Source organism: Rhodanobacter sp. Root480, from assembly GCF_001426645.1.
Classification (GTDB): domain Bacteria; phylum Pseudomonadota; class Gammaproteobacteria; order Xanthomonadales; family Rhodanobacteraceae; genus Rhodanobacter; species Rhodanobacter ginsenosidimutans.
Map to the genome: position 1 here is coordinate 254,804 of NZ_LMEX01000001.1, position 17,209 is coordinate 272,012.

14 protein-coding genes are annotated in these 17,209 nt (G+C 57.5%); all 14 read right to left on the reverse strand.

Going from position 1 to position 17,209, the window contains the following annotated elements; translation table 11 throughout:
* Window positions 1-7: 7 nt before the first annotated feature.
* A complete protein-coding gene (locus ASD22_RS01285; protein WP_082520082.1) occupies window positions 8-1,105 on the reverse strand; it encodes a glycosyltransferase in 1,098 nt (365 codons plus the stop codon).
* Between the two features lie 121 nt (window positions 1,106-1,226).
* Window positions 1,227-2,330 (reverse strand): UDP-galactopyranose mutase, encoded by a 1,104-nt coding sequence (glf, locus tag ASD22_RS01290; protein WP_056077881.1) that lies wholly within the window; start codon window positions 2,328-2,330, stop codon window positions 1,227-1,229.
* Entirely contained in the window at window positions 2,327-3,640 is a 1,314-nt protein-coding gene (locus tag ASD22_RS01295) for a CDP-glycerol glycerophosphotransferase family protein (protein ID WP_056077885.1), read from the reverse strand. The genes glf and ASD22_RS01295 overlap by 4 nt, the downstream gene beginning before the upstream one ends.
* Window positions 3,627-4,985: a 2-C-methyl-D-erythritol 4-phosphate cytidylyltransferase gene (ispD, locus tag ASD22_RS01300; protein ID WP_056077887.1), complete on the reverse strand. Its 1,359-nt coding sequence runs from the start codon at window positions 4,983-4,985 to the stop codon at window positions 3,627-3,629. The genes ASD22_RS01295 and ispD overlap by 14 nt, the downstream gene beginning before the upstream one ends.
* A gap of 292 nt (window positions 4,986-5,277) precedes the next feature.
* Complete coding sequence (locus ASD22_RS16235) at window positions 5,278-6,471, reverse strand: glycosyltransferase (RefSeq protein ID WP_156458914.1); 1,194 nt, start codon at window positions 6,469-6,471, stop codon at window positions 5,278-5,280.
* On the reverse strand, window positions 6,468-7,397 hold the full coding sequence (locus tag ASD22_RS16240) for a glycosyltransferase family 2 protein (protein WP_082520084.1): 930 nt from the start codon (window positions 7,395-7,397) through the stop codon (window positions 6,468-6,470). Before ASD22_RS16240 ends, ASD22_RS16235 begins: the two co-directional genes overlap by 4 nt.
* Window positions 7,394-8,710, reverse strand: a complete 1,317-nt coding sequence (locus tag ASD22_RS16245) for a polysaccharide pyruvyl transferase family protein (protein ID WP_082520085.1) — start codon at window positions 8,708-8,710, stop codon at window positions 7,394-7,396. The genes ASD22_RS16240 and ASD22_RS16245 overlap by 4 nt, the downstream gene beginning before the upstream one ends.
* Before the next feature lie 46 nt (window positions 8,711-8,756).
* Window positions 8,757-10,460, reverse strand: a complete 1,704-nt coding sequence (locus tag ASD22_RS01305) for an ABC transporter ATP-binding protein (RefSeq protein ID WP_056077890.1) — start codon at window positions 10,458-10,460, stop codon at window positions 8,757-8,759.
* Between the two features lie 333 nt (window positions 10,461-10,793).
* Window positions 10,794-12,845, reverse strand: a complete 2,052-nt coding sequence (locus tag ASD22_RS01310; RefSeq protein ID WP_056077892.1) for a hypothetical protein — start codon at window positions 12,843-12,845, stop codon at window positions 10,794-10,796.
* Window positions 12,845-14,854 carry a tetratricopeptide repeat protein gene (locus tag ASD22_RS01315; RefSeq protein WP_056077895.1) on the reverse strand — a complete coding sequence of 670 codons (2,010 nt, stop codon included), beginning with the start codon at window positions 14,852-14,854 and terminating at the stop codon, window positions 12,845-12,847. The genes ASD22_RS01310 and ASD22_RS01315 overlap by 1 nt, the downstream gene beginning before the upstream one ends.
* A gap of 78 nt (window positions 14,855-14,932) precedes the next feature.
* Window positions 14,933-15,370 carry a pilin gene (locus ASD22_RS01320; protein WP_056077897.1) on the reverse strand — a complete coding sequence of 146 codons (438 nt, stop codon included), beginning with the start codon at window positions 15,368-15,370 and terminating at the stop codon, window positions 14,933-14,935.
* Window positions 15,371-15,705: 335 nt separating this feature from the next.
* Window positions 15,706-16,146 carry a pilin gene (locus tag ASD22_RS01325; RefSeq protein ID WP_056077900.1) on the reverse strand — a complete coding sequence of 147 codons (441 nt, stop codon included), beginning with the start codon at window positions 16,144-16,146 and terminating at the stop codon, window positions 15,706-15,708.
* Between the two features lie 296 nt (window positions 16,147-16,442).
* On the reverse strand, window positions 16,443-16,754 hold the full coding sequence (locus ASD22_RS16980) for a hypothetical protein (RefSeq protein ID WP_235577467.1): 312 nt from the start codon (window positions 16,752-16,754) through the stop codon (window positions 16,443-16,445).
* Window positions 16,751-17,125: a nucleotidyltransferase domain-containing protein gene (locus tag ASD22_RS01335; RefSeq protein WP_056080760.1), complete on the reverse strand. Its 375-nt coding sequence runs from the start codon at window positions 17,123-17,125 to the stop codon at window positions 16,751-16,753. The genes ASD22_RS16980 and ASD22_RS01335 overlap by 4 nt, the downstream gene beginning before the upstream one ends.
* Window positions 17,126-17,209 lie beyond the last annotated feature (84 nt).

Here is a 17,209-nt window from a genome sequence, read left to right on the forward strand (position 1 = left end):
TGGCCTTTTAGCGCGGGCGATCGCGCGCGCGCGCGCCCAGCGCAAGCAGGTGTGGTTCGAGTCTGCCGATCAGTTGGGCCCAGTCGTCTATGGGCACATCAGCGACTGCTGGCCGGTCGAGTTGGAGCAGCAGCGCACGAGCGAGGTCAGCGGCATCGTCCGCGTGGTATAGGCACGAACGCATGCCCGCGAGCAGGTGCGACATCGCTCCAACGTCCGCGGCGGCAACGGGCAGCTGGCAGGCCAGCATTTCGTATGCTTTCTGCGGAAAACAATAGCGGCCAAACGCCGTGTCGCGAATGCAGATCGCTCCCACATCGAGCGCGTTGAACAAATCTGCCGTGTGGACGTGGGGCAGCATGCCCAGATGGTGAACACGCTGACCGGTCGGCGGTGGAAACCCCGGGTCTACTGGGCCAGCCAACACCAGGTGAACGTCGTCACGCTGCTGCGCAACAGTCTTCCACGCTTCATAGAGCGTGCCGATGCCTTTGTCGCGGTAGAGACCGCCCGCAGTGCCGATCAATCGTGCATCTGCGGGCAACCCCAGTGACTGACGGGAGGCCAATCGATCCTTCGGGCGGAACACGGATCGATCCACCGTACTCGGCATGGCGATGATCTCGCCTTGCGCGCCGTAGCCACCAACGACCAGTTCGCGCAGTGGTTCGCTGGTGGTGGTCACCAACGCCGCGCCACGCACGGCACGCCGTAGCGCAGGCACCATGCCGGGTATGCGCGCCTGTCCAAAGCCTTCGAAATTGTCGTAAAGGTCTACGGCGTAGGGCACATCCAGACGCAGCGACAGCCATCGTGCGAGGGCGACATGCGGGATGTCGGATGCTCCGATCAGCAAGTCAGGTGCATAGCCGCGCAGGCGCTTCAGCAGGTGGTGCGGGTAGCCGACCAGCCCGGGTACATACAGGCGCCCCAACGAGCGCGACTCCCAGGTCAGCTTGCCCGGCGTTGCATCATGCTGCCACTGCCCCTCGTCGTGGCCCTGGTAGCTGAGGCAGAACCCGCGCACGTCGTGGCCCAGTCGAGCCAGTTGAAAAGGGATCTCGTACAGCCGCGCGTAGCGGTCAGCAATGACATCCTTGCCCATGTACTTCCGCTTGCACAGAAAGGCTATGCGCATGCTCAAGCTTCCCGCCGCACGGATAGCGCGAGTCTGGAAAGGGTTGGGCAACGGAACGGCGCCTGCATCTGCATTACGGTGTGTACCCTCAGGCCTCGCGTGACAGAAAATTCTTCGCTGCCGCCAGCGCCGCGCCTACCACCTGATCCATGTTGTAGTAACGGTATTGCGCAAGTCGTCCGACAAAAGTCACGTCGGTCTCCTGCTTCGCCAGCTCCTCGTAGCGCTTGAACAGCGCCTCATTCTCGGCGCGCGGCACCGGATAGTACGGGTCGCCTTCGTCCTGCGGATACTCGCGCACGATGGACGTGCCGGCATGCTGCTGTCCGGTCAGGTGCTTGAACTCGGTGATCCGCGTGTAAGCATGATCGTTCGGGTAATTCACCGTACCCACGTCCTGGTACTGGTTGGTAGCTGGCAGATGTTCGTGCTCGAAACGTAGTGAACGGTAGGGCAGGCGGCCGTGGCGATAGTCGAAGTAGGCATCGATCGGGCCGGTGTAGACGATGTGGCCGTGATGGTTGCGGGCCCGTACGTCGGCGAAGTCCACGCCCAGCTCAACAGTGATATTCGGATGATCCAACATGGCCTCGAACATCTTCGTGTAGCCATGCAGCGGCATCGCCTGGAATGTATCGGTGAAATAACGGTCGTCCGTATTCGTGCGCACGGGGATGCGCGCCGCCACGCCAGCCTTCAGTTGCGACGGGTCCAGTCCCCATTGCTTGCGGGTGTAGTTGAGAAAAAACTTCTCGTACAAGTCACGGCCAACGGCGTTGAGCACCACATCCTCACTCGTTGCCACCGGCTCGCGCGGTTCACGCACGCGCTCGAAGAACGCCGCCGCCCCAGCTTCATCAAGGTCCAGCCCATACAACTGGTTCAACGTGTCGCGATTGATCGGGAAAGGGTACGAAACCCCATCCACCACGCCGCGCACACGATGCTCGTACGGCCGCCACTCGGTGAAGCGCGACAGATACTCGAAGATGCGTTCGCCATTGGTGTGGAAAATGTGCGGCCCGTAGCGATGCACCAGCACGCCGTGTTCGTCCAGCTCGTCGTACGCATTGCCGGCGATGTGCGGGCGCTTGTCGATGACGTGGACACGGCGCCCGGCATCAGCCAGTTCGCGCGCCATGACGCTGCCGGCGTAGCCGGCGCCGACAATGAGGGTGGCTTTCTGATTCATTCGGGGAGGCCTGGTTTTGGCATAGAAGAGGGTGTTCTCTTGGGAAGCCAGCCCTGTTTCCGCATGAAATCGAGTAGGCGTACGGTCGATTCGGATTGATCCACGCCGTCGAAGGCCATATTTCGCAGACGGGTGCGTTCCGGGCCATTCATATCGGAAAACGGCGTCTCGACCAACACCTCCAGAAGTTCATCCCAATCAGCGAGCCGTGGCCCGGGCATCATGCTGGAAGGGTCGAACTGCGTTTCGCGATCTTCGCGTGCGTAGCTGTCCCCATCCATGACGAGGAACAGCACCGGGCGATCAAGTAGCAGGAAGTCCATATAAATGGAGGAATAGTCCGTCACCAATGCATGGCAGTGCGGCAGCAATGGATACACGTCGGAATGCGGGGCGCAGACATGCAAGTGGTCGCCCGTGATGCCCTGTGCATTGCGCTCAGACGGGTGAAACTTGAACAAGAATTCGATGCCATGTGTCCCGGCAAATGTGCCCAACCGTTGCATTGTGGCCGCATCCAGTTCCATCGGCGCCTTCAGGGAATCGCGCATGGTCGGCACGATCAATACCAGGCGTTTGCCAGCGGCAGTCCATTCGGCGATTCGTGAACTTACTTGTCTATCCACGTTATGCCATGCAAGGTCGAGCGCCCTGCCGTGCAGTTCGCGCCCGAATCCGTTGCGGGGATATCCCGTGATCGGGAAATGCCGTGCAAGAAACGCGTGCGAGAAGACCTTGTCTCGGTAAAACACGGAGGTCGAGCACACCGCCGCGTAGCGGACGGCCCGACCGCTGACGCGATACAAGATCATACGCAACGCGAAAACCCACGATCTCGATGCCCATCGTGCACGGCCGACCTCGTGGCGCCAGCGGTCGCGCTCGATACGCTTGAAGCCGACACCGTGCCATAGCTGCACGATTTGGGCGCGAACCAAAAGGAACCGACGGAAATGGTCGTTCCAATCCGTAGAATCAACCACAGCGCAGTTGCAGCGCAACAGAAACCAAATCGATTCGAGTCGTGGGTATTGCAACACTCGAAGCTCGTGGGCAGCGATCGCAACTGCTGCATCTGGATATTCGCTGACGAACCGGATATCCAGGTCTGCGCGCTCCAGCGAGGCTTCGATGAAAAAATACTTGGCGTTGTCCAAAAATCGCCCATGCTGTCTGCCGATCACCGCGATCCAGTCCCTCCGTTTCGGGATCAGGAGCGCAAACGGTGCCACCAGCAACCAACCCAGTAGCGCGTTAAGCAGCGACAGCGCGAGTGTTCCGAGCTCGCGCAACCACCTAGCGGCGGACATCGATCACTTCACCCGTAGCATCCGCCAGTAACGCGGACAGCGTCGCCTGCGCCACGCTATCCGCGTCAAGCAAAGCGTCGGCGGGCTCGTTCCCGAAGTTCTCGGTACGCATGGGTGTGGCTGTGCGCTCCGGATTGATGGCATTGATGCGTACACCGAACGGCAGGTATTCCTGCGCCAAACCTTGCATCAGGTTCACTACCGCGGCTTTGCTCGCTGAATAGACCGCGCTCATGGCACGTCCACGCGTGTACGAGCTAGACGTGAACAGCGCGATGCTGCCGCCGGTTTCCCGCATCGCTTCGAATGCCTCGCGCGCCACAACCACGCTGCCACGGACGTTTGTGGCGATCTGCTGATCGATGGTGTCATAGTCCTGCCCGGCCAGCAGACCCGTGTGCAAGGCGCCCGCCGTATTGGCGACAAAATCCACACGGCCGTGCATCTCGCAAGCACGAATGAGCGTTGCGCGCACCGCTGATTCGTCGGCCACGTCTACGCCATTACTGCGCGATACAGCAAAAACATGCGCGCCAGCCTGGGCAGCCAGCATGGCGATGCGTTGGCCGATGCCGCGGCTGGCACCGAACACCACCAGCACCTTGCCTACCAAGGCTTTGCCGTTATCGGCAAGCGGTGATGTGCGCGTGCGCAGCTGGAAAAGTCGGTCCGCAAGGTAAATATCCGATGGATAGGTGATCTTGATGTTGTTGATGTCGCCGGCCACCACTTTTACGGGAGCAAGCTCAAAATGCAGGACCAGCCCGCAATCGTCGGTGACATTCAAATCGGAAGTCGTGGCCGCCAATGCATGCGCGCGGCGCAACAAACCGGCGCGAAAACCCTGCGGGGTCTGTCCCAGTCGCAAGGCGGCGCGTGCCGGGATGGAGGCAATGCAGCCATCGGCGCGCGTCGCGATCACCGTATCCGGGGAAAGGATGCCCGTGTCCACCGCATCAAATTCATCCAGTGCGTCCAGGCATCTATCGATGGTGGCCGCATCCAGTAGCGGTCGCACCGCATCGTGTACAAGAATTTTTGCGCCATCGTTCGTGACGGTCGCGACCCCCGCTGAAGAACTGGACTGGCGGGTCGCGCCACCCTGCACGATCTTCGTGACTTTGCGATAGCCGGCTCTGCGCACTATCTCCTCGGTCAAAAGGCGCTGCTCAGCAGCCACGACCAGCACGATTTCCCCGATACGCACATGGCGTTCGAATGCGTCCAACGTGTGTTCCAGCACGCTCTTCCCGGCCAGTTTCAGGAACTGCTTCGGCGTTTCCGTGTTGAAACGCGAGCCCGAACCGGAGGCCAGAACAATGGCGACGGCGTGAGTTGTGGTCATGTCTTGCTTCGTGTTGGGAAGATGCTGTCCAGCAGAACCAAATTCTGGTGCCTTGAATAGTGTATTCGGTTGCGCCGTGAAACCGCGCTTCGATCAAGATTTGTTCTACGCGAAGATTCGGTTGTACTAAGTTGGATCCAATTTCGCGTATCGGGTTGATACCGGAAGAGTCCCCTAAATTCGGTCTGCTCAAGCGCACCGTTCAAGCTGATCCGTGAGTTCATTCAGGACTTCTGGGAGCCTGGATCGATCTCCGACTTGGAGGCGCCGCGCAAGACTTTTGCCTCGCCCCTCAGTGTCGATCTTGAGTGCCGCCATCAATGCTAAGCGGGATTGGCCTTGCGCGAGGTGGAGGGGACGCAAGGGTGGCTTGTATGAGCTTCTCGTGTTTGCCCACGCTGGTGTCTACGTCGAATTGGTGAAGCCACTCACCCAAATCAGCTCGAATGGCTCTTGGATTCAAAATTTGGGCAACCATGGCATCAGCTAATGCGTTGACATCTTCAACAGGAACAAGAGTGCCAAATGCCCCATCCGCAAGGATTTCCCGAGGCCCGCTGTGACAGTCAGTGGCTATGACGGTAGCACCAACCGCAAGTGCCTCGATAAGGACAGTTGGCAGGCCCTCGAACCGTGAAGACAAAACAAAAGCATGGGACCTTGCCATGTATGGGTAAGGGTTATATTGATAACCAACGAGCTCGCAGGCGTCTGTGAGGTTGTTTGCCATGATCTGCTGCTGTAGGCGCTCGCGATCGGGCCCCTCGCCAAGAATCAGCAAGCGTGCAGGCGTCACCTTAACTACGCGGGAAAACGCATCGATCAAGACATCAAAACCTTTTGCCGGTTGAAGGCGCCCTGCAGCAACCAATACGGGTGGTTTTCCGGGCGCGAACCAAGGATGGCTCAACGGTTCGCGTGCGCGAGCGATCAAGCGTTCTGAAAGAACGGGATTATAAATTACGGTTACGTTCTTTCGCAGATGTGGGAAATGTCCGATCAGATCTCTTGCGACACCCTTTGATACGGCGATGATTTCAGCGTATCGGAAACATAGATCTACCATCCAAGGCGTAAGGAAGCGGTGCCTTCCTCTGAATCGTCGGCTGTCCATACCCCAAGTATTGTCCTGTCGAATAACACATCGGGTATTCACTCGTGCAAGGAAAAGCGCATATAGCGCGGGCAGCCCGGTATAGTGTTCACTTGCTATAAGCACGCTTGGGCGAACCTGGCGGAGGTAGCGAGCAATGGCTGGTACAGCGCGGAGTGGGCGGGATGCTCCAAGTTTGATCTGTCTGACATTGGCTGGTAAACATTCAGCCCGTTCGCCATCTTCACGAACTGTCAACAAATCGATGGTGTAATTACGGTTACTCAGTTCTTCTGCTAAGGAAAGCAGCATTCCAACTGCACCATCGCCGCGTAGATTCGATATCAGCATCGCTATGTGCAGCTTTGGCATTTTATGATGTGGGGTCGTCAAGCGCGTAATCCCCAGTGTTTATGTCTCTGCCCTTTGCGGCCCCATAGCCCGTCCCAGACACCAGCAATAGTCGCCCACGTTTGCAAAATGCGATTAGGCTCGTTTATCAATGTCCCAATTAAGCGAAAAAATGATGCTGGCACTGTATTATAGTAGGCAGAAAGGCCGAAATGTTTCTTGGCCAGAAGAATGCGATTTCGGACGTAATAGTAGCGCTTCCATGGCATCATTCGAAATGTATAAAGCGTTTTACCAAGAATCTTCACCGGATAGCGCGTGGCTAGGGGGTGATTAATGCGGCTTGAACCAATTATAATAATGCTTGCTCCAACCTTTCTTGATCGCAGGCAATACTCAACGTCGTCGAACTGGAAGAAATATCCTGCGTCGGGATATCCAATTTTCTTTATAATTTCAGCACTTATCAATATGCCGAGAAATGGCACGCTACTTACCTCCATAAAGGGACGAAGGTCAGAGGATCGCAATAGAGGTCCGCATGTGCTAGAGGACGGTATTATGGGCCAAGCTAAATTCTCTCCTGAAACGGCCGCAGAGGAATAGATGTTGGAGGTATTGAGCGGCTCATTTAATAGTTGTTCCAAGGCATCCGGACATGGCTCCGCATCGTCGTCCATCATCCATACCCAGTCACATCTCCCGTCCATAGCTATTTCCATGCCGTGAGCGAACCCGCCGGCTCCCCCGATATTTGAGTCAAGCTTGGACAGGCGTCCTTGGGGAATGTGCTCAACTAACCAATCTTCAACCCATTCTTGCGTCCCGTCAGTTGACGCATTATCTATAATGAGTACCTGTTGTGGCTTGTTGGTCTGGTTGGCGATGGCTTTCAGGCATCTCTCTAAAAGCTCGCGGCGATTAAAGGTTACGATGATAGCCGTTACTAAGCGTTTCGCGTCATTCATGACCGAGACTCAACTATGTTCACGTATTCGTTAGCTTCAATCCTCCTACGTTCGAAATCGCTGTAAATCTGGTGAGAGACATCAGCTCTATTAGCCAACGTTTCTTTCGCATGCTGCAGGATGTCCGCGATTTCGTCATCGTCAGGGCAAACTGGGTACTCGCGAATATTTTTATATCCGAGCAGTAGTTGGATCGATGTGGTTTTATGGGAGTTGGATGTCAAGAAGATACACGGTACGCCGTTAGCGCTAGCCATAATGGCAGGATGATATCGCCCTGTTATATATATTTGAGCGCCGGCCAGCACGCCCATGGCGGCCATTATGGGTGTTCTCTTGGGGAGGAAGAAAACATTACATTCTTTTGCTGCCTTTTCTAAAAAGTTGTCTCCGTCGCATGTTTCAACACAGATCACGCTTTGGCCACCTTCCTTTAGATGGTTTATGAGCTTAACAAATTGGTCATGTATCTTTTCTTTGTAGCGCCAAGCGCTTGAACTTCCCGAGATGCACACATAGGGACGGTCGAAAACTAGGTCGGTCTTTGGCAAATTATCCGGGTGAGATATGCATAGTTTCGGTTCCCTTCGAACTGTTTCCACACAATATCTTATTCTCGGCCCCCAAGTGAAGAGAGCGTCTGGGATAAGACGAAGATTACTTTCCCCGGATAGTGCGGCGACGTATTCGTGCGACTTTGATTCACGCACTGCGATTAATTTGCAGTATTTTAGCAATGACTTTGCCAAGCGAAGCAGGGCCAGATTTTCGCCACTGTAGGGACATGAAGAGATCATTGCGTTCAGCAAATATACGGGCCTTTTTAGCTCCTTCGCTAGCGCAATAACGAAGAGCAGATAAAGTGCATCTCGCTGTGTGGGATGGCCGAGAATTAAGGTTCCTTCACCATTTATTATTATTCCTTCAGATTGTAGGATTTTGTTCTCTAAATTTGACAACTCCGGCATGGATTTAGAGAATTGTCGATATTTAATTATGCTTTTATTCGGATCATTAGTTATATAGTCGTGGCTTGCGCCGAATATTTTGTCGATCCATTGAGTTGCGCGAAATATTCTAGGAATATCTCTTCTTATGCTGAATAGTTTGTCGTATATGGACCTTGGTATGATGCCGCCGTCCTTGAGTGGGATCTTTGCGTAGGAAGCCCAGGCTCCTGGGTCACTGGCGCTTTCTGTCGCATCATATTCTTCTATGATGTTGTTTATTTTAAGGAGCTCCTCAAGAGCATTGCCTGTTGTCCTGCATCCAAAGTTGGGCAGCTCTCGGAGATTATTTATATATAGATGCATTTTTTAGGATTTTATGGGTGCGACAAGAATGTGTTTTTTCAACGATTTATAGATGAACTATTTTCTTGCAATATTTTAAGGAAGATTCTTTATGTGCAATGACTAGGATGGTTTTTGTATCGGATAGCTCTTGAATGGACTCATTCAATGCATCCTCAGTTTCTCCATCCAAGGCACTCGTGGCCTCGTCCATGAACAGCACTGGCGGGTCACGGTACAGCGCGCGGGCGATGCCGATACGCTGGCGCTGGCCACCGGAAAGGCGGATGCCGCGATCGCCGATGGACGTGTCGTAGCCGTCCTTGAGTTCATCCACGACGAAGTCGTGAATCTGCGCAGCGCGCGCTGCGCGTTGCACTGCGGCCATATCGATGTCTTTGCGTGCGACGCCGAAAGCGATGTTTTCCGCCACGCTGGCGTCGGCCAGGTAGATGTGTTGCGGCACGTAGCCGATGGCGCGCTGCCATGCAGCGACGTTGCCGGCATCGAGGGCGGTGTCGTCTACGTACAGGGTGCCGGACCGCGGTTGCAACAGGCCCAACAGGATATCCATCAACGTGCTTTTGCCGGCGCCGGTTTTGCCGACGATTCCGACGCTGGTGCCCGCCGGAATGTGCAGGTTGAGGTGATCCAGCACGGGTTTGTTGGGCGTGGAGGGGTAGGCGTAGCGGATATTCTGCAGGCGGATTTCCTTGCGTGGCGCCAACATTGGCCCGGAGGCGACCGTTTCGTCGTCGGGCAACACCAGGTCGTGGTGGACAGAATCCAGTGCCGCCGAGGAAAACTTCAGCTTGGCGAGGCCGCGGTACATGATTTGCGCCGAGGGCAGCAGGCGGTAAGCAGCGAAGCCGTATAGGCCGAGGGCTGGCAATACGTGGGCGATGTCGCCGCGATTGAGCATCAGCACCAAGGCCAGCAGGATCAGTCCGCAGTAGCCCACGGCTTCCACGAGGTACAGCGGCGACTGGCTCAGCGTGTCGCTGGTGGCCATGTGCCGCGACAGTTGGCGCGAGGCCCGGTTGAATTTTTCCTGGTAGGCCATCGCCGCGTGGGTCACCTTGACGTCCTTGATGCCACCCAGCACCTCGTTGCAGGACTGGAAGCGGTGCGCGTTGGCGGCTTGCCGCTCCGTGCCGATGCGCACCAGGCGCTTGCGCACCAAGCCGTAGATGCCGCCGTACAGCAGCCCCACCACCATCACGATGGCCAGCGCGGTCAATGGGTTGTACAGAAACACCAGCAACAGGACGGCCAGCACCACTGCGCCTTGGGCAATCAGTTGCGACAGAGGCTGGATCAGGTTGAACAACAACTGATCCACCTCGGATAGCACATTGCGGCTGAGCACCGACGGATTGCGTGTCAGGAAAAACTCGTAGGGTTGGCGCAGATAACGCGACAACAGGCGCGCGCTCACGGAATGGCGCAGCAGGTGGATGAAGCGGTTCAGCAGGTGCAACACGATCGTCTTGAACACGGACGAACCGAGCACCGTGGCGATGGATACCAGCCCCAGCGCAATCAGGAAGCTGCGTGCGTCCTCGAAACCCAGTCGGTCGTAGGCCAATTGCAACCAGTGGTTCTGGTGGATTACGTCGGGGCGGCCAAGCACGGAAAGGAACGGCATAATCGACAACACGCCGCCGGTTTCGGCCAGCGCCATCAGGGCCACCAGAATCAGCATCCATACGGACTTGCGCCGCTCGGCTGGAGTAAAAATGGCCCAGATCTTTTTGAGGTCGTTCGTCATTCGGTAATCGCGGTGTACCTGCGCCTGGATGGCCAGCGTAGCCTGTCCATATTGCCTGCGATAACGGGCTAAGTGTGCCGTTGTTTTGCTTTGGTTACACGTGGTGTGATGAGGTATCTGGTTTGTCGGGTCAGGCGACCGGAAGTTTCGCGGCTGCGGCCGCTGTTCTACGAGGCGGGTGCCTGTTGGGAATCTCGAATAACGTCCGTTCCTAGTCCGAAGGACTGGTCAACCCAGCGCTTGCAAGACATTGGCTTCCAAGGCATTGGAGCCCGGCCTTTGCCGGGATGAAGAGCGAAAGTCGGATATTTGAGGTTCCCCACATTTGCTTCCTTATTGGCGGGCCAGCATCGCGCGTAGTTCACTCAAACTACCGTCAAGCCGCCCACCTATGTTCAGCGCCTCCAATTGTCGCAATGCCTTCTCGGCGTCCGCCTTGCGGCCCTGGGCAGCGAGCATACGCACCAGCGTAATCTGGTATGCAGGTTCGTCCGGTTTTGCCTTGACGGCTTCTTCAGTCATGCGCTCGCCCAGGTCATGGTCATGGAGCACGTTCCAGGCGTAGTCGCCATAGGTGGCAAGCAGGCGGGGCCTGGGACCGGGGTGGGAGAGCGCAGCGATGAACGCCTCCGTCATCCTATCAGGGGGCAGGTCGCAATTTTTCTCCCGGGCGCACTGCGTCAGCGCGCCTAGCGAGCTTTCGTCTTGTACCCCGGGCTGGGTCGCTTTCAGCTTGGTGATCATGCTGTCCCACCACGCGTCCTTCAGTGGCAGGTTCATCCGCGCGTTCATGAAGATCAGTGCCTGCTCCGGAAGGATGGAGGAGTTGGGCAGTGCAGCGGATTTCTCCAGTGGCGCATACGCCAGCCGGGTGAACGGCGAGTCGGGTTGGTAGTGGGAATAGATGATGTAGGTGCGACCCAACTCGTATTGCGCGCGGGGCGACTGCGGGGCGCGGGCGGCGAGATCTTCGGCGAGCCGCAGCGGGTTGCCCCAGGCATGCGCGGTGAGGGCGGTGAGGGCGGCCCAGCTCAGCAGCAGGCCGGCGAGCAGGGTGTAGCGGGGGAGGGCGAAAGGTTGGGATTGGCCAGGGTGTTCGTCGTGTGCGGTCGCGACTGAAGTCGCTCCTACAGGTGGGCAGGGCGGGGCGGCGAGGTAGGGAATGATGGCGAGCATCAAGCCGAAGCTGGCGAAGTAGTTGCGGTGCTCGTAGATCAATTCCAGCGGCAACACGGTGCCGGTGAGAAGGTGGCAGCCGAGGAACAGCGCAATGCCCAATGCCGTCAGCGGCCTGCGCTTGCGCATCCAGAACATCAGGGCTGCCATGCCGGCGAGAAACAGCATGCCGGCCAGCGTGGTCCACGGTGTCAGAAGACCCGTGGAGACGGAGAAATCATCGTGATAGAACGAGAGCGCACCAGGCGTCGGGAACAGGGTCCACACGACGTAATCGGCGACGATGCGTGCTTCGCTGAGCAGGCGCGTGTTCATGGTGAAATCGCGGGTGGACCACTGACTCGGGTGGAACAGCCCCGGCAACAGCCAGACCAGTCCGACGATCAAAGGCAACAACAACACCACGACGAACAGGCCGATGATGCGGTAGTCCGGCTTGTTGCAATGGGTGGGGTGCGTTTCGCCTGCCTCTGATGTGGTGGTCATTGCTGGTGGCGCCCGGAAATTCAGCACGATCCATTCGACCAGGAAGGCGTATAGCGGCAGCATCACTGCCGTTTCCTTGGCGAGCAACCCGAATACGGTGCCCAGGATGAGGCTGGAAATGCAGAGCAACAGCCCCGTGCCGGTTCCCTTGCTGGTACGAGCTGCCAGCATGCGCTGACGCCCGGCCATGTAACCGATCAGGCCCAGCAGCACGAACAGGTTCGCCATGCTCTCCATGCGCTGCACGACATAAACCACTGCCGTGAGGTTGATCGGCAGCAACATCCAGGCTCCGGCAATCAGTGCCGCCGTGACACCAGCTCGACTCACTTCCGTTGTAGGAGCGGCTTCAGCCGCGATGCTTTTGCTTCCAACAATCACCAACGCCCGCGCCAGCAAAAACACCAGCAAGCCGTTCAGCAGATGGATGATCAGGTTGGTCAACTTCATCCAGTACGGGTCTAGCCCGGTCGCCAGGTAATTGGCGGCAAAACTGAGCGACGCCAAAGGACGCTTGAACTCGCTGGACGGGGAGGAAAGCGCGGCGCGAACCAGCGAAGGCAAGCTGGCATCGGGCGGTTGCACGCCACGGTTCTCGACGATATTGGGGTAGTCGTCGAACAGGAACCCACCGCTGAGGCCGGACCAGTAGACGGCTATCGTGGCGAGTATCGCCGCCGCGAAAATCAGATTGGGCAGCAAGCGGCGGGTAGAAGCGCGCATTATCGAGTGGCACCCCGATCAGGATTCGAAGGCCCAGTATTGACGTTTGCAGCACGTGCGTCGAGGTTCAACTGATGACGTAAATGAGCTAGCTCGTTGGGCCAGTAGTGCTGATATGAAAGAACCCATTCGTGCAGCATCGGCATACCAAAACGTGCGGGCATCGTTCGCTCTTTGACCTGTTCATAATGGTCGAGCAACTGCAGACCTTGCTGAGGGTAGCCGGCTGAACCAAGCGCTGCCGCGCCCTTCAGAGCAAGCGCAGGGCGTACCTGGAGATCCAGCGCCCGTTTGAAATCCAGCAACGCCGCATCGGCCTGGTGGCGTGCCAGTGCAACTGTGCCGCGCAGGTAGACCAGATCTTGTTGCCGCCCTGCGCCAGCCAGCCTGGGATTCTGCAAACCCGCATTTATGAGGTCAAGAAGTACGTCGGGAGTCAGCCCAGGGCAACTACCCGCCATCGCGACTGGCAGGGTGCGTTCAAACCAGTGGGCGAACAGCGAGCCGGTATTCGCGCTGCCTTGCATCGCTACGCGCGCGGCATCGATGTCCGCTTGTGTGATGCCACCGGTGAGGCAGTGCGCACCGATCAGGTTGAAGGCCAACTGGCTTTCATCGGGCTTGGTTGCCAGAAGCGCCTGCAATCGTTGAGCGGCCTCTTTTGGTTGCCCCGATTGCATCAGGATTTGCGCCGCGTTGGCCTGCGCACGCGGTGAATCCGGATTGATCTGTGCCCAGACCAGGGCCTGGGTTCGCACATTCCCCCACACGGTGGCTCGTGCATGTGTCATCAGCGCCAGACCCAGCGGCAGTGCAATCATCAGAATCTGTTTGGGTAGTTTCAGCTTGCGCGTGTCCGCGAGCCACAAGCCCAGGGGCCAGAACATCAGCAATGCCGGTACGTAATTACGGTGTTCGAAGTACAGCTCCAGCGGAACGGAAGTGGACTCAAGCAGGTGGCCGGCGAAAAAGAACAGTACGGCGAGAGACCATGCCGTATAACGCCGTCGGAACCACCACGCCCCCGAGATGAGTACGACCACCGCCAAGAGCGCCCATAAGGTTGAGAGCGGATGGATCAGTGAAGTCGATGCGGCGTATTGGTCATTGAACAAACCGCTGGAGAACGGGCGGGGTAGCCATAGCAGTGACAGGTAATCCATCACCACGCGCGGCTCGGTCAGTAGACGTTGTGCGTAGGTCCACGAGCGGATGCCTGCATTGCCACCGTGGAGCATCCCGGTTGCACCAACACGCACCAGGTACAGGCAAATGCCCGTTGTGGGAATGATGGCGAAGAGCCACATTACGAGACGATGTGCGCGCTTTTCCCGCGCTTGAGGGATAGGGCGTCGTGAACTCAGCAGGATCGCTTCGATCACCAATGCGTAACATGGCAGCAATATGCCGTTGGCTTTGGACAGCACACCCAACACGGTGAATCCACCCAGCCCGAGTACGCTCCAGATCAGGCCGGAGCGCAGATGCCCCGTGACCAAACGTTCGCGTCCGTGGAGCCAGGTCAACAAGCCGGCCAGCACACAGGTAGCCGGCAACATCGCTTCGCGTTGCACGATGTACAGCGTGGTGGAAACCAGTAAGGGGTGCAGCAGCCATAGCGCGGTGCCAAGCAAGGCGGCGGCTCGATAGCGTGCGGTGTCGGCAGTCAGCAGTTGGCTGAGTTTGGCCAGCAGGATGTACAGCAGGGCACCGTTGACCAGGTGCACAGTCAGGTTGGTGCGCTTGAACGGGAAGGGGGCGGCTGGCCAGTTGTGGGCGTCAATCAGAAAGGTCAGCAGGGTCAGTGGGCGACCTGTGGGATCGGCTGTGCCGGAGGTGATATAGCGCCAGAACGTCGACCAACTATCTACAGGGCCGGCCGCCCCCAAGCTGGGAAGATTCGCGAAATCGTCAAACAGGAAGCTGCCATGAAGGCCGGGCCAATAACATAGGATCACGGCACTGAAAAGCATTAATAAAACAATCAGTATTCCATGGCGCTTTTGCATCAATAACAATCCGAAATTAAGAAGGGCCGCACGTGGCGGCCCTTCCAGCGCAATCAGATCTATCCAGGAAAATCAGAACTATTTGCGGCACGAGGTTGGCAGATACTTCGTGTCGACGTCGTCGCTCTTGCAAGTCCACTCGATACTGCCCGCGTGGGTGATTGCCGAGAACTGAAGTACCTTATCCTGAATCTTCGTGTTTGCATTGGTCTTGTTGTACTTCGCTGCGATGACACCAGCCGTAGTGCTGACGTCGACCGAAGCCACATATTTACCGGAGATACTTTCCGCCGTAGCCAAGCCAGCAGATGCATTCTCCGAGGGGAAATGCCCCGTATTGCTGTAGAACTCCGCAATTGCGGTCTTCGCACCGTCCGACAACACTGCGCCCTCCGACACCTGCGAGCGGATCAGGTAATCCTGATACGCTGGAATCGCGATGGCGGCGAGGATCGCGATGATCGCGACCACGATCATCAATTCGATCAGGGTAAAGCCTTTCTGCATGCTCTTCATGTTGGTTCCCTTGTGTTCTGGTTAGCTAACCGGTGATGCCCCCTGAGCTCCAGTCCCGTTCCCCCTAGGCGGGATGGGACTCCCCTTACTCGCGGTCAGGATGACCAGGAAGCTCGCGGCAAAACAAAGCAGGTTGCATGCCATGTCTGCCGCTGACGTATTGGCGCATATCTGCGGGTGTAGGGATTGTGCCCATGATCACGAAAGCGCACAAGGCTGCGGCAGATGCTCATTGACTTACCCTATTGCGGTGGACGGCGTCGGGTGTAATGGCTGTCAGTGCTTGTCACGTTGTGACGCTGATGGTCAGTTTGTGCATGATTATCTGTGTCGAACTATGGGCGGCACGAGGTGGGCAAGTACTTCCGGTCGACCGTGCTCGGCGTGCACGTCCATGTGATGCTGCCAGCCCCGGTGACGGGCGAGAGGATGAGGTACTTGTCGGTACCGTTGATGTGGGTGTTGGCCTTTGCACCTTGGAAGAGCACTTTGATCTGTCCATTGGCGACGTCGACGTCGGATACGTAGGCGCCGGTGATGGATGTGCTTTTTGCCAAACCGGCTGAGTGATTGTTCGGTGGAAAACGCCCGGTGTTGGAAACGAAATCCCAGATCGCGGCCTTGGCCCCCGAACCAAGACTCATCCCCTCCGTCACCTGCGCGCGGATCAGATAGTCCTGATAAGCAGGGATGGCGATGGCGGCGAGGATGGCGATGATCGCCACCACGATCATCAACTCGATCAAGGTAAAACCGGCGGAAATACGTTGGCGCATGATGGACTCCCCTGTCAGTTGAGCGGAGGAGGCACGTTTTGTACCAAGGGCGTGGAAATATCGTTGCCTGGGCGGTTGGGGGCGTAGGCGGAGGGACATTGCCTTCGAAGATGAGATGGACGTCACGGAATCCGGCGTGCCTGTGACCACCGGCTGGTGGGTGCAATGGCACGGATTACGGGGAATTCCTTTGGGGAGGCGTGGCTTGCAGAGCCATGACTTGTGCAAACGCCTCAAAATCACCCAGATGCCTGGTCGCGATGGCATGCACGATCGCCCAGGCGATGCCGCTGTAGTTATGTACCGCGATGTTGCGGAAACCGACTGCCTTTTTCAGCCTTGATGCCAAGTCGGCCGATATGTGCTCCGTTGGTACCAGGCGATCGAACGCTTGCCCCATGGTGTCGGGAACGGATTGTCCTACGCTCGACAATGTGTGAAGCGCCAGCGACACAGATCTGCACCGCGCGGCTGAGGTTGAGTACCACGATGTCCTGAAGATCGGCATTGTTCGCCAACGTGGCGACGTCGTCAGGGCAGCGCTCGCGCACCCTGTCCAGGCACCGTCGCAGCGAATCGAGCTTGCGTTCGACAATCAGCCGATTCATGCCTTTCTCCGTTCCGCCAGCGTGCGCTCCACATAGGGCATGAAATCTTCCATGGCGTAGACATGCCGCTGCATCAGCAGCGCGCGGTCGGCGGGTTCGCCACGAATCTGCAGGCCATGTTTGAGGATTTGCCCGAGCAGCGGTTCGCCTACGACGCGCAGATCGACGAGGTCCACCGCGCGGCCAGTGGCAGCGGCGATGTCTTCGATCAGACGCATCTTTTCGTCCGCGTCCAGCGGCGCAGACGCCTGCACTGCCACGTCGACGTCGCTGTCGCGGCGTGCCTGATCGCGAGCCACCGAACCGTAGACGAACGCCAACTCGATATCTGGATGAGCCGCGAGCGCGGCGGTGACCTTTTCAATCGACATGGTGGCCTCATGGATGAAGTCGTATATGACCATTGACCACCAGCACTACCGAGCGGTTCGATTTCAACCCCATATGTGTCGATA

Coding starts and splice junctions, on each gene's coding strand:
- ASD22_RS01285 (WP_082520082.1), bottom strand. CDS start 1,105: ATGGGCAAGGATGTCATTGCTGACCGCTACGCGCGGCTGTACGAGATC.
- glf (WP_056077881.1), bottom strand. CDS start 2,330: ATGAATCAGAAAGCCACCCTCATTGTCGGCGCCGGCTACGCCGGCAGC.
- ASD22_RS01295 (WP_056077885.1), bottom strand. CDS start 3,640: ATGTCCGCCGCTAGGTGGTTGCGCGAGCTCGGAACACTCGCGCTGTCG.
- ispD (WP_056077887.1), bottom strand. CDS start 4,985: ATGACCACAACTCACGCCGTCGCCATTGTTCTGGCCTCCGGTTCGGGC.
- ASD22_RS16240 (WP_082520084.1), bottom strand. CDS start 7,397: ATGAATGACGCGAAACGCTTAGTAACGGCTATCATCGTAACCTTTAAT.
- ASD22_RS16245 (WP_082520085.1), bottom strand. CDS start 8,710: ATGCATCTATATATAAATAATCTCCGAGAGCTGCCCAACTTTGGATGC.
- ASD22_RS01305 (WP_056077890.1), bottom strand. CDS start 10,460: ATGACGAACGACCTCAAAAAGATCTGGGCCATTTTTACTCCAGCCGAG.
- ASD22_RS01310 (WP_056077892.1), bottom strand. CDS start 12,845: ATGCGCGCTTCTACCCGCCGCTTGCTGCCCAATCTGATTTTCGCGGCG.
- ASD22_RS01315 (WP_056077895.1), bottom strand. CDS start 14,854: ATGCAAAAGCGCCATGGAATACTGATTGTTTTATTAATGCTTTTCAGT.
- ASD22_RS01320 (WP_056077897.1), bottom strand. CDS start 15,370: ATGAAGAGCATGCAGAAAGGCTTTACCCTGATCGAATTGATGATCGTG.
- ASD22_RS01325 (WP_056077900.1), bottom strand. CDS start 16,146: ATGCGCCAACGTATTTCCGCCGGTTTTACCTTGATCGAGTTGATGATC.
- ASD22_RS16980 (WP_235577467.1), bottom strand. CDS start 16,754: ATGAATCGGCTGATTGTCGAACGCAAGCTCGATTCGCTGCGACGGTGC.
- ASD22_RS01335 (WP_056080760.1), bottom strand. CDS start 17,125: ATGTCGATTGAAAAGGTCACCGCCGCGCTCGCGGCTCATCCAGATATC.